Origin of the sequence: Butyricimonas muris, from assembly GCF_046365375.1 — a bacterium.
Lineage (GTDB): Bacteria > Bacteroidota > Bacteroidia > Bacteroidales > Marinifilaceae > Butyricimonas > Butyricimonas muris.
Window position 1 is genome coordinate 134337 of record NZ_JBKEIT010000005.1, and the last position, 13455, is coordinate 147791.

8 protein-coding genes are annotated in these 13455 nt (G+C 44.5%); all 8 read right to left on the reverse strand.

What is annotated here, in order from left to right:
• Nucleotides 1-61 precede the first annotated feature (61 nt).
• Entirely contained in the window at nt 62-1015 is a 954-nt protein-coding gene (locus ACK8P8_RS09895) for a hypothetical protein (RefSeq protein WP_369858838.1), read from the reverse strand.
• Nucleotides 1016-1096: 81 nt separating this feature from the next.
• Nucleotides 1097-3988, reverse strand: a complete 2892-nt coding sequence (locus tag ACK8P8_RS09900; protein WP_369858839.1) for a BACON domain-containing protein — start codon at nt 3986-3988, stop codon at nt 1097-1099.
• A 19-nt stretch (nt 3989-4007) separates the two neighbouring features.
• Complete coding sequence (locus tag ACK8P8_RS09905; protein ID WP_369858840.1) at nt 4008-5309, reverse strand: DUF4302 domain-containing protein; 1302 nt, start codon at nt 5307-5309, stop codon at nt 4008-4010.
• Between the two features lie 2 nt (nt 5310-5311).
• Complete coding sequence (locus ACK8P8_RS09910; RefSeq protein WP_186976308.1) at nt 5312-6202, reverse strand: substrate import-associated zinc metallohydrolase lipoprotein; 891 nt, start codon at nt 6200-6202, stop codon at nt 5312-5314.
• Nucleotides 6203-6218: 16 nt separating this feature from the next.
• Nucleotides 6219-7754 carry a RagB/SusD family nutrient uptake outer membrane protein gene (locus tag ACK8P8_RS09915; protein WP_369858841.1) on the reverse strand — a complete coding sequence of 512 codons (1536 nt, stop codon included), beginning with the start codon at nt 7752-7754 and terminating at the stop codon, nt 6219-6221.
• A gap of 14 nt (nt 7755-7768) precedes the next feature.
• The gene (locus tag ACK8P8_RS09920; protein ID WP_369858842.1) at nt 7769-11182 is read right to left on the reverse strand and encodes a SusC/RagA family TonB-linked outer membrane protein; all 3414 of its coding nucleotides are present in this window, start codon (nt 11180-11182) and stop codon (nt 7769-7771) included.
• A gap of 25 nt (nt 11183-11207) precedes the next feature.
• Nucleotides 11208-12569 (reverse strand): DUF4302 domain-containing protein, encoded by a 1362-nt coding sequence (locus ACK8P8_RS09925; protein WP_369858843.1) that lies wholly within the window; start codon nt 12567-12569, stop codon nt 11208-11210.
• A gap of 10 nt (nt 12570-12579) precedes the next feature.
• On the reverse strand, nt 12580-13440 hold the full coding sequence (locus tag ACK8P8_RS09930) for a zinc-binding metallopeptidase (protein WP_227215905.1): 861 nt from the start codon (nt 13438-13440) through the stop codon (nt 12580-12582).
• Nucleotides 13441-13455 lie beyond the last annotated feature (15 nt).

The window sequence follows — 13455 nt, forward strand, 5'->3', positions numbered from 1 at the left end:
ATTTACAAGAGAAAGAGGTTGCCTAGACAACCTCTTTTTCGATTCTATCCATTTCTTGTATTCATTTTTTCATTAAATCCGCCGTGAAATTTCCATTTAATTTCGGGTCGAAAAGATTAATCAACATATTGATTATCTCAGCATCTGTCTTTAAAATCATTCCGGTAGACACGCTGATTTTAGCGGGAATAATATCTTTCTCTGTATCCATAGGTCCCAATTCGATGGAAATTTGTTTAATTAATAACTTGAAATCCGTCAAATTATTGTTCTGAATCAACTCTTTAATTCCGTCAATCTCTGAAATAAACGGGAAGTCTGCCAAAGGCAAAGATACATCTTTAAGTATGGTGATCGTGTCTGTTCGGGGAATATCCAAACGGAATTCATCTTCTTCGATCTGAATCGTGAAAGAATCCGGTAATTCCAATTTTGTCAGCAGCGGGGAGATTACCCGAATCAAATTACTTTCCTCTCCTCCCTCTTTTTCTATCGTGAAAGAGAGCAGAGCCAACAATTCATTCAAGGTTCCCTCGGGCAATTCCGGTATAAAATCATCCAACGCGATCTCTTTACCGGAAAAATACAAGGCAAGTCCCCAGTTCTGACTCATCCATTCACCGCACCAACGTTCACGGGGGTCCACGTAAGCCGTGGTTTTGAAAGGTTCTCCTTTAACCCATTGCGTGTATTCCTCCCCTCGGACTCCCCGCACTTCCCAATTATAATCCGTTTCACGTTGCAAAGACTCCGTCCCGAACGAGGTACCTTCCAATTCCATGACTTCTCCCTCGTTAAATCTTATTTCATATTTATCGGCGTTTCCTTTCCAAAGTAAAATCGCGCTATTATACGTGTAGCTTGCTACCCTCAAATCCGAGGGGGCAACTAATGCCTCCGGGGTTTCAGTACCGGGATCAGGCACTTCCGGCTCATTCTCGTTATCATCACTACATCCGACAAAAAGAGATGTCAGAAAAAGTATTCCTAATATGTGTATCCATCTAGTCTTCATATCCAATATTTTTAAATTCAAAAGGTGTTCGAGAGGCAAACATCAAGAGTCTTTATACCTCTCGAACAATCTCTATTTCAATCATTCCGTTTTACCGGGAGGAGGAGCCAATATAACCCCATTCTGCTGTTCTCGAATTGACCAGTTAGGGTGACTCTCCATTTTAGACCACAAATTCAGCGGAATTGTCCCTGTCAATCTGTTGCCACTTAAATGTAAAACACTCGTCGAGAGAGAAAAACCACCTTCACTAATTTTCTCCGGAATAGCACCTTCAAAATTATTATCACGTAAATCAAGGTTGTTCAACTTGAAATTAGCAAAATCAACAGAAAGTTCTCCACTTAATTGATTATCTTGCAAATAAAGATCCTTCAAAGTGGTTACCTTAAATAAAGTAGACGGTATCTCTCCCACCAGCCTATTCGAATCCAGACACAAGTATGTCAATTTAGGCAACAACGCTAAAGTACTCGGTATTTCTCCCTCCAACTGATTATTAGTTAATTCTATCCTTGACAATCCCGTCATGTTCTTATTCCAATCCATCGGTATGGTCCCCGACAATGAGTTTCTGGATAATTTAACAGTAGCTAATGCTGTTAATTTGCCCAATGAAGGTATCGTCCCTTCCAAACGATTATCCGATACATCCAATGTTTTCAAGGCATACATATTACCGATCTCCGGGCATAAGCCTATCAATCGATTGTTACTCAAGTCAAGCTTAGTTACTTTTACCAAGTTGCCGACAGAAGAAGGAATAATTCCCGTTAATCGGTTATTTTTCAATTCAATGGAAGTAACTTCCCTCATTCCGCCGATCGTTGCGGGAATATTCCCTGTCAATTGATTGCTATTCAAATTTAACGTGGTAACATTTACCAAGTCCCCGATAGATTCCGGTATCGTCCCACTAATATTATTACCGCTCATGTTCAACGTGATCAATGATTTACATCCACCAATATCTTCCGGTATAAAATTGAAGTTATTTCCAGTGATGGTCAGTGTTTTAAGATTCACCAGACTTCCCAATGAAGTACACAGGTCGGAGAACGAACTATTGGTTATAGACAACGATTCCAAAGCCGTCAAATATCCCACTCCACCGGGAAGAGCACCTTGCACATTCTTGCAATTGGACAAAGAAAGCGTCTTCAACGACACCATGCGTTCGACAGGTTCTACTGACGTGAATCCAGTCGTAGAAAGACTCAGGTATTCCAATTTTATCAATTTTGCCCAGTTCTCCGACATCGGACCGGCAAAACCGGTTGTGATGGTCAATCTTTTCAAATTCTCGAGATCACCTATCACATCTAACGCATCATAGAAAGAGAAATTCAAGGTCAAATCTTCAAGGCTTTCCAAAGCCCCAAATTCTACCGGAAATTCTGTAAAATCACCTCTCAACGATAACTTTTTCAAGTTCGTCAACCTACTGATTTCCGGCGGTATCGGTCCGGAAACCCTACGCCCGGCAACAGAGTAACTACCACCGAAACTCAAGGTTTCCAGATAAGTAAGTTCTCCGATTTTAGGTGAAATCTGTCCGTTTCCATCCGCCGGGAATGTAAGTTCAATCACTTTACCGTCACGTGTTTTCACCCCATACCACTCTTCTATCGGTTTTTCCATAGACCAAGCTTTCTTAAAAACGTCAGGCCAATTCTCGAAATCCAAAGCTAATGCTATTTCATAGATGATTTTCCGCTCGTCAAGATCCGCTTCTATACCTCCGGCCTGAACGACGGTCAATGTATCAACAGTTTCGTGATTATCTATCCCTCGCACAAAAATTTTAGCCATACGCTGCGTTTTATCAATCGGGTTCTCTGTCAATTTGATCCGCATACTTCCCGATGCTAACCCGAAAGTCACGGGAGCAGGCTGAATCCAATTAGCATAGTTGGGAATAACAAGTTCATAACGCCCGTCAATATTATCCGAGATGTTCAACATGTAGGTTGCTTCTTCCCGCGGAGCTGTCAATACTCTGTCTACAACAAATTCGGAATCCTCGATCACAATAATCTCCCGATCTACCTGTAAAACTTTTATTTCCGCGTATAACGAGGGATTATTTCTATCCCTGACGGTAACCACGCAATTTCTGGTTTCTCCATCCATAAATTCATCTACTTGCAGCAACAAACGATCCACTCTGGGCGAACGTTGACGCCCGGGATCCAAACGCAGCCAGTCCACGTCTTGCGGAATCTCCACGTCATATGTTACGTTCGAACGTAAATCAATTTTCAATGTCTGTCCCTCTAGCGGCACAACATATTCTGACCGGGAAAGCACAATAACATCCCGCTGCACTTGATAAACATAAACGGTATCTCTCAACTTCTCGTCCTCGACACTCATAAAAATAATCTCTCCTACCCGGGCACTTTCATCCCGTGTCGCATCAATTTTAAAAGACATGGATTTATGTTCCAACCCACGAGCCAAACCACTACTTCTACCTTCCGGCAAAACCGTGATCCAAGAGGCGGATGCTGCCGGAATCTCTACTCGATAATTGATATTGGTCTGCAAATTGACGGTTATCTCGTCCCCTTCCATCCCGATATCATCGAACTTGTCTTTCGAAAGAATGATAGCATCCTTCTTTTTCTGGTACACGGTCAACGTGTACTTCTTTCCTCCCGCCGAAAGCGTGACATTCACACTACGATCGTCATATTCCGTGTTCGGTTCCAAGGTAAAGTTCACGATTGTCGTTCCGGCTTCCCCGTTTTTCGGTTCGTAAGAACACCAGCCATCTCCGCCTTCCAATGTCCACGGGATATCCGAAGTAATAATCGTTCGTTCGGTAAGCCTTCCCGATGGAATTATCAACTCTAAATCTGATATTTCCACCTTGTCGGAGATAAACTTTTTCAATGATTCTTCCTCATCGCTACAGCTATACCCCATGTAGGTTATCAACAATATTATCAGTAATCTTATCGTTTTCATAATCTTCATTGTTAATTAATTAATCCCTACCTTCTTTCGCGCTACATAGTCCCCAAACGGTACTATCGCCGTTTTTAACGATAAACGTCTGCTTCCCAAAGGCAAGCACTGTCAATCCTTCCGATGTCAGAAACAATGGCTCCAATATTTTCTCGTAAGAAAAACCAAACCAAGAATAATCGGTATTCGTCACCGCCCCGCCAATCTCGTATCTCGGAAATTCAGGTTTCGTGAACACGATACAATCACCGATTCCGTCATCCACAATCGTATGCGGGTATAAAGTTGCATAAGTGGCAATACCGGTTTCCCTACGCATATAGAGTTCCACCCCGGCGTAACCCGCCAGATTCCAGTAGAAACGAAATTCTTCTACTCCTCTATCTTTAGGAACCAACACGTCAAATCCACTTCCACACTCCACCAGATTAAAACCGTCATACTTTTTGGAAGCAGCGACAGCTCCCGGATAACGTACCAGACAATTCTGTTCTTTGTTTTCCGCTCTAAAAAAATGACCTTTCTCGTCTGCATCCACAATACTCATGACACCATTGGCATCAATCGTCACTTCCGAAAAAGTGATACCCGCGAAAGTGACCGGTTCATCAAAACGAATCCCCCGCGGAGTGGAAGACCACGGCAGGCGATACGCTTGTACCGAATTTCCTTCCGGACATACCATGTAAACCATACGCATTTTCTGGCTATACAGGAAGCAAGCCAGCTGATCGCCGATTTGCAAATAATGGTATAACGGCAGTTGCGGGTCAACAGCGAAACGCTGTACCATTTCCCGGTTATGCTCCATGTTATCCCAATCTTCAGCGGCAGCCCATTCCAATATCACTTTCCTTTTCTTTTTCTTCGAGAGAAATTCGATTTTCCGGTCACTGACATTCTGGATCAGGAACTCGTACTCCCCGCCGAAACCGAGTCCCGGTTTACCACCGATAACATCGGGTGTGGGATCCGCCAACTTATGCAATAAGGAATAGGTTCCGAAACTTAATATCGGTCCTTGAGAAGTATTAAAAGAATAGTTACTTTCCGTCACATCTTGATCTCCGTCCCATTGCATCGCTACACGATTGCCGTCATGGAACCTCATCAAAAAGGTAAAAGCCCCGTATTGGCTCGTGTCCGGGTAATATACCAATTTCCAGCCGTGGGGAGCTTCCTGCAACACGGCTTCACATTCTTCTATGTATTTCGTGATCCGGTGAGTTGATATATCATCAAAAACGTAGTCGTTATTTACCTCACACCCTGCGATGAAGGTCAACATCCCGATCAATACGTATATCATTATCTTACTCATAGCTAGTCGTCATTAGATTGTTCTTCTTCATTATCCTGTTTACCTTCCTTCAGAATCTTGGCAATTTCGTCCTGCACCAGTTTACGCAATTGGTGCATATCAATTCCCCAAACATTCTTCATGTACTGTAGCATGATGGTTTCTTTTTCTTTCAATTTTTTTCTTGCTTCCTCGGAATCCGGGTATAAAAACATCCCCTGCCAATTTTCTTCATCCATCATAATAAATTTTGCTACTGTCTCGGCAAAATCCTCGTTAGCATCCGCCGCCGCGTAATTGGACACGAAACCCAATTGATAAGGATCAGAGATTGCAGCCCAATTCGTCGTGTAATCCATCGCGCTGATTTCCTCGAAAGCCGGCGGATATTTTTCCAACTGGTGCAAGATATGCACGTACTCGTGATGGAACGTATTCGTGTTCCGTAACAACATACCTTCCTCGTAAGGATCGGAATTGTTGATCGAATAGACCGTAATCCGGTTACCCTGTTCCGCTTCACCCAAAAGATAAAGACCGTCCTCCAAGTATCCAGCCGAACCCACGAGCATCAACTGTTTCGGGGCTGTTTTATTGAAGAAAGAGATTCCCCCCAATTTAATATACGGCTCCATCCATACCCGACGAATCACATCGAGAAAGGGAATCACTCGGTCTTCAGAAGGCGGAACCAGATTCAGTTCCTGATTGGTCTCAAAGTCGCGCCATTTATAAATTACATCTATGTTATGAGATTGAGTAAAATTCTCCATGATCCAAACATCCGTTTCCGTCAACGGTTCTGGAGTCGTATCCAGAATTGTATCGGAAAAATCGTCATCATCCGAACAAGCTGCCAACAATCCGGTAAACAAGATTGTAAATATCCAATATTTTAAACGATTCATTTTCATAAGGATAAATTTAAGGTTAACGTTCATTGGGTATTACCCCCACCTTCTGTGCTTCCTGCGGGATTTGTAACGCACGCCGCTTATCGTAGCGCTCCAAAGCAATCTCCGTTCCCTCCCAATGCAACGTATGCACCACGGGCAAGTGGAAACGCTTGATATCAAACCAACGCATGCCCTCCTGCATAAATTCCTTGCGGCGCAGGTAGGCAATAGCCATCATCAGGTACAATTTGTTCTTATCGGCATCCAATTCCGCCTTATAGTGAGGTTCCGGACGCTGGTCATCCCATGAAGGTTCTTGGAAATAGGTTATAATTCTCTTCATGTTCAAACCATGCTTTACCGGATCGTAATCCGATGTTCTCATACTCAAGAAGCGATTAATCGTTTGCAAAGCACGTGTCGTATCCCCCAGCATCGTATACGCTTCCGCCCGATTCAACGCGACATCTTCCACCGTGAACATCGGCATATTCACGTAAGTGTTTCCCCAATTAGATGTTTCCGATATATTCTTAAAGTAAGCATAAAACTTTACCATCGATGATACTGAAGTTCCCGTACCTTCCTTCCGGTACACCCAACGCCCGCGTTGAAGATTGTTGGAAGAATTGGGATGAAATAAAGAATAAGCCATCGCCGGACTCAACACGTAACGCGAGTTCTTCGGGGGACAAGTCTGGTACAAATCATTCCAGTAAGTTTCCATACACACGGCAAGCAGGATGTTTGCCAAAGCGGGGTTCGTGTATTCTTTCATGTATTCCATGATAGTCATATTATTCAACACGCTATAATCCCGCATTTCCGTGGCAAAGTTCTCCGGTGCCGCCTGTAAAGTATGGTAAACCACCTTATCCCAATCCGTACCCTTGTAAGTATAGAATCGTGCAGCGAACGCGTGAGCCGCCCGCTTCGTGAAATGGAATTTAGGCATAGTATAACTTTTATCGTCTATCAAAGCCAGACCTCGGCGAAGATCCGATTCTATCATATCGTACACCTCTTCCATTGTATTGCGCGTATATTCTTTGATCGCCACGGTTTCCGGCTCCGTCACGTAAGGAATCCCCGGAGCCGTCGATGCCGTGGCAGGATCGTAATGTTCCGCCCACAAATTAACGAGCAGGAAATGCCCCAAAGCCCGGCATAACAAGGCTTCACCCCGCATTGCGTTATAGTTCTCCTGATCCGGTTTACTGTCAATCACCCGCAAAGCATAATTCGCTGCAGCGATTCCCTCGTACCATCCAGTCCACACGGCAAAAGGAGAATCCGCATCACTATCCGTCCCGTCCTTCCAATGGTACATCTCATCGTCGGTTACCGCGGTCGCACAACTATTGCTGAACCCTCTATCCGCCACGTTATCACTCATCATCTCGCAAATCACAAAATAACTGGAGCGCGGATAAGCATTCACTAATAATTCTTTTATATCACTTGGACTCTCAACTTTTGCCCGATCGTCCGGTTCCTCATTCAGGAAGTCGTCACACCCGCAGAATAGCAGTAGTCCCATCATGATAAATGTCAAATTACTTTTCTTCATAGCAAAATATTTAGTTAGAATCCAAATTTCAATGTAAACGTGTATTGCCTCGGCACGGGAAGCGCAACCCCACCGGAACGCACGAACTCGGGATCTTGCCCTTTCAGTTTTTTATCCGACAATAACAGGGCTACATTAGAAATCGCCGCTCTTACGGATAAATTATTCAGCTTTATTTTCTTCACGATATTCGACGGCACGTTGTAGGTCACGTAAATATCTTTCAAGCGAATGAAATCCCCTTTAGCCACGCGTACGTTAGAATAATTATAAGCATTGTACGCTCTTTCCAGATAAGGGTAATTCTGATTATCGCGCACGGTAGGGATAGCCGGAATATTGGTTATCTCTTCATCTCCGGGCAACATCCAGCGATCAGCAAATTCTCGTCCCATTCCCAACAAATCGGAATACCGGGCACTGAATGAAGGGTAAAGACGCAATTTACTTCCGAACTGGTAGGTGAAGAATATACCTACCTTGAAATTCTTGAAGTTAAACGTGTTGTCAAACCCACCAATCATTTTCGGGTCAACCGGTCCCTCGTAAATCAAGTAATCCGTTTTATTCACCTCTTCAAAATTAACCTCCCCGACAGTAGCCACCCCGTTCTCGTTCATCAACACGGGCATACCTTCACTATTCAATCCGACAAACGGTATGGAATAGAGTCCCCGCACAGGGTAATTCTCCTTCGGGTATCCCTCTACCGGCAACAAGTCTATCACCCGCGGGTTCGAGTACAAGTTGGTAATTTTATTCTTGTTGTAAGAGAAGGTCATATTTGTTTCCCACTTGAAACCACGGGTATTGATATTTTTCGTGTTCAACGTGAACTCAAACCCGTGAGAAGTCATATCCGCGTAGTTGGCAAACTTGAAACTCTTTCCCCCGATACCGGCAGACCGCATCAAACCGATCAAATCGAAACCGGAACGTTTGTACCAGTCAACGGTCAGACTGAAACGGTTATTGAATATACCCAAGTCCATACCGATGTTCAACTCGTATTGCTTTTCCCAAGTAATATCAGAGTTCTCCAGTTCCTCGATATAAATACCGTTCTCCCGGTAATCCACCGGACGATACTGTATCGCGTTTCTATATACCACTGCCGCATTAGTGGCGGGTCCCATGTTAGCCGTCAACCCGTATGTCGCGCGGAATGTCCATCTTGACAACCACTCGGTATGCCGCAGGAACCATTCACTCTTCAAATGCCATGCACCACTGACGTTCCACGTCGGCAGCCAACGGGAAGTTTTCGATTTACCCAATTTGTTGGAACCGTCATAACGTACCGTACCGTTCAACGTGTACCGCTCGTTGAAGGAATACCCCGCCGTGGCAAACAGAGCCACAAACCGATCGGTCATATTTTTGTAATCGAAATAAGAAAGTCCTTGTTCTATCGCTTTTTTCAATATCCTGTAATCCACGAAAGGAACATTTCCCCGGTCATATTGCATCCCGTAACCATAGTTCTCGGAAGCCGTACGTTTGGTACTTTTCAATTCCATTCCCACCAACACGCTCACGTTGTGGAAATCATTCAATAAATCGTTGTAACCCGCCATCCCGCGGAAATAATAGTTCAGCAGGGAGTTATCCGAACGGGTATAGAAACCACCTTTCGGTAACACGGAAACAGGTACCCCGGTAATATTATCCGGGTCCCGGTACAAATTACCGTTATATTCGCGTACCATCGTGTTATAATCCGCCCGGTAAGACTCCGCCATATTGGAATTTTCGTGAATCTGATGTTCCCGGCTACTCTTCACGTAACGCACGGAACCCATCAATTTCACGTTAAGCGGCCTCCACGGTTTCAACTCCACTTCCGCTTGAAACCGCGTATCCAACAACTCGATATCAATCTGGTTATTATCCAACTCGTTCAAGATGCTGAACGGGGCATAATTCATCACGTAATACTCGGGATTCCCATTGTCATCCCTCGGACGCAGCACCCGGCTTGTGTTTAAGGCATAACTGAACGGGTTGATATCAAACGCCCGCGAAATTGTTCCCGCTTGCGCATCCACTGCCCGGGAAAGAGTTCCCGGTGCTTTCTGCAAACGCATGGAGCCGTTTGTCAATATGTTTATATTAATCCACTTGGCAAGATCTATCGTTGTATTGATATTCGCCGTAAAACGCTTCACGTCATCCGTGGGCGACCACCCCGGGTCACCGAAATAACTCAAAGAAGCATAGAATCTAGCCTTTTCCAATCCCGTTGTCATGGACACGGAATGACTTTGCTGTATACTCGGGCGGAAAAGTGCCTTGAACCAATTCGTGTTCAACTTCTCGTATTTTTGCAAGAACTTTGCCCGTCCTTCCCGGGTATTCTCAACTTCAAAACCCGACTCGTCATAATAGTCACTCAAGGCATCGTACATTTTACGATAAACACCACCGTTAGCACCGTTCCGTATCCCCACGTAACTCAGCCAACCTTTACTTTCCAAATCAAGGTACACACCCATCTGTTGCTGGGAATTCATGATGTTGTACTCCCGATAGGAAGGCACTTGCCGCACGGAAAACTCTCCCGAATAATTCAACTTCATCTGTCCTACTTTACCCTTTTTAGTCGTGATTACAATCACGCCGTTCATGGCTCTCGCCCCGTAAAGAGCTGTTGCCGAAGCATCTTTCAATATCTGGAAGGTTTCGATATCATCCCCGTTCAGACCTGCCACGGCGGAACTGATCAAAGTAGTAGCGTCACCCGATGAAAGTTCGTCGGCACTAACCTCTACCACGTCTTCCAACACCACCCCGTCGATTACCCACAAAGGTCGCATTTCTCCGAAAATAGAAGAAGAACCTCGAATTTTCAATTTAGGAGCCGCACCGAAAGTACCCGACACGTTCTGTATGGCAACGCCGGCAGCTTTTCCTTGCAACATACGGGCGATGTCATTCGCCCCGTCCGATTCCAGCTGATCGGCTCTCACCACGGATGCCGCACCGGTAAAGAGTTTACGGTCAATCGTCTGGTAACCGGTCACAACGACCTCGTCAATAGATTGTACATCTTCCTGCAACACGACCTTTCTCAACGCCCTCGTGTCCGTGCTGCTTATTTCCCGGTTCTTGTAACCGACATAAGTAAATATCAAAGTATATTTCCCACCCGGAAGTGTCAATTTAAATTTTCCATCGGCATCCGAAACCGTACCCGCTTGTGTACCTTTAATCTTAATCGTCACACCGGGAAGCGAAGTACTAGCTTCATCAAAAACCTGACCTTGTATAATGACACTGGAATCCTTTTTCACGGTATCCCGCGTGAAAACGTTCCTTGCCGTCATCACGTTACTTATCTCCCGCTCCGCGAACAAATGCCCGTTCCACGCTACAAGAAAAAATAACAGCAAGTATATATTTCGTAATTTATTCTGAATCATATTCATAAACATTCTTTTTAAATCACATCGATTATTCTTTTGTCAACACGATCCAACGTTTGGAGTCTGCCAGATTCACAAAATAATACTGATTATTACCGGCCGGAACAATCGTGAATCCTGCCGGGTCGGTGAAGAACCGCCGAAATGTTTCGTAAGTAATCTGGGATTCCATGTTCGACCAAAATTTATCATTATTACTCATCATCCTTCCCGGAATAAGCGAGAAGCGCAACTGGTCATCACGCAAAACCTCCATCTCCATACCCAAATCCAATGAACAATTCGCTTCGGCAAACCCGTTTTCCGCCCCGAAGAAACTCAGCCACGGACCGACCATCGTGCCATTGTAATTCAACTGCCACACGATTCTAATTTGTTTCAAACCGGCAAGCACCGCCAACGGATACCCGTTTTTCAACTCCTCGCACATAAACGACATATTGGAAAGCATTTTCACGATTTCCGACATAATAGCCATACTGGGTTCAAGTTTACCAATTTTCGCCAAACCAACCAGATCACTACCGCTCTGCATATCCCTCACCGAATTGTAGAATTGGAAAGGCGGTTTATGGCTATATTTCAAACTACCGATAACACCCGGAGTATTCGATTCAAACAAATCCTTTGCCTCGTTATATTTCAATGCGCCCAACACGACCCCGTTTACTTTAATTTTCGGCTGGAAGGCAATTCCTTCTTTCGTCCCGAAAACAGCCGTACGAGCCGTCTTGATTTCTTTCGTTTCATCATCGGCATACGTGTAACTTGCGCTACGGGTATCCGGATCATAAATCAGATTAATAGCCGTCTGGTTCATCATCAATCCCCTGAAAAAAGGTGCGTCTTTCGGTGGTGCCATCCGTTCGATATTCTTACGGGAAGCCTCCATTAACTCGGTCCAATCGGTTTCCTCGGCGGGAGTAAATACAAGTTTATTGCTGTATTTCTTTCCCAGAAACACGATAGAATCCGCCGAAATACTCTGTATCACGAACTCAAATTCTCCCTGTAATCCTTTTCCTTGGGGTTTATTTTTCGGATCTGCCAGATAGTGCAGGCAGGAATAAGTGTCAAAACTCAACACCGGACCTTGGGAAGCGTTAAAACTATAAGTAGAAACCGTAGTTTCCTCCACGAAGTCGGTATACACTCTGACATTTTCCGAGTCCAGAAACTTCATCAACACATTATACCCCCCGTGGGTTTCCGGGTTAGGCACGTAAAGCATCCTCCAGCCGAACTCCGGTTTCACCAATTCTTGGGCACAATTATCAATCACTTTCTGAACCCGTACCACCGCATTCTCGTCAAATACCGTATCATTGTCCACGGTACAGGCAGTGAAGAATAGCCCCAGTATTATCCATGATAAATATATCTTTCTCATAATCTATGCTTTAATAGTTTCCTTGTACAACATCATCTATCGCCGTGTTTACAAGCTCCCGAAGCCTATCGATATCTATTCCCCACGACTCGTCAAGATAAGTTCTCACCATATCCAGCTTTTTCAGGATATTACTTTTCCCCGTTTCGTTCGAGATTTTCCCCAACAAGGCTTCCCACGATTCAGCCGTGTTTGTCACGTACTCCGCTACCACTTCCGCGAAATCCTCCCCCGGTTCTGCCATCGCGTAAGGTGTCACAAATCCCAGAGAACGGGCTTGTTCCACGCTATTCCCCGTCCATGTTGCAGAATAAGAATTCGGTGTAATCTGTTTAAATGCCAGATTATATTCCTTTTTCTGATTCAATATATGCGTAAACTCGTGGTGTAACACCCGGATGTAATGCATGACATTATCCCAATTTTTAGGATCATACTCCTCCAACTCATACAATACCACCTTTTTACCACCCTCGGCGGTACCTTGCGTCTTGGTACCGTCTTCATTCCAACCCGCACTTCCCAATAACAATATCTGCTTCGGAAAAATCGGGTTCATCACTTCCATCCCGCAAAGCTCCAGATAGGTATCAATCCACCCGTGCTTCACCATCCGCAAGAAAGGAACAATCGTGTCTATCTGCGCCGGTATCAAGTTCTTATTGGCTTCTGTTTCGATATCTTTCCAACGATAAAGAACCTCTATATTGTGCGGCTTCACGTAATTTTCAAAAATCCACGTGTCAACTTCGTTCCAGACAGGCTCCTTTATATCGTAGATCGAGTCGTCGAACTTGGCATTTTCACTACATCCCGTCCATAATGCTTGGAAGGAAATCAATATAATAATGCTAAATAAAACTTTTTTCATAATCATCCGATTTAT

What these genes read in the sequence shown, in the direction of transcription:
- ACK8P8_RS09895 (WP_369858838.1), bottom strand. Translation starts at nt 1,015, where the DNA reads ATGAAGACTAGATGGATACACATATTAGGAATACTTTTTCTGACATCT.
- ACK8P8_RS09925 (WP_369858843.1), bottom strand. Translation starts at nt 12,569, where the DNA reads ATGAGAAAGATATATTTATCATGGATAATACTGGGGCTATTCTTCACT.
- ACK8P8_RS09905 (WP_369858840.1), bottom strand. Translation starts at nt 5,309, where the DNA reads ATGAGTAAGATAATGATATACGTATTGATCGGGATGTTGACCTTCATC.
- ACK8P8_RS09930 (WP_227215905.1), bottom strand. Translation starts at nt 13,440, where the DNA reads ATGAAAAAAGTTTTATTTAGCATTATTATATTGATTTCCTTCCAAGCA.
- ACK8P8_RS09910 (WP_186976308.1), bottom strand. Translation starts at nt 6,202, where the DNA reads ATGAAAATGAATCGTTTAAAATATTGGATATTTACAATCTTGTTTACC.
- ACK8P8_RS09920 (WP_369858842.1), bottom strand. Translation starts at nt 11,182, where the DNA reads ATGAATATGATTCAGAATAAATTACGAAATATATACTTGCTGTTATTT.
- ACK8P8_RS09900 (WP_369858839.1), bottom strand. Translation starts at nt 3,988, where the DNA reads ATGAAAACGATAAGATTACTGATAATATTGTTGATAACCTACATGGGG.
- ACK8P8_RS09915 (WP_369858841.1), bottom strand. Translation starts at nt 7,754, where the DNA reads ATGAAGAAAAGTAATTTGACATTTATCATGATGGGACTACTGCTATTC.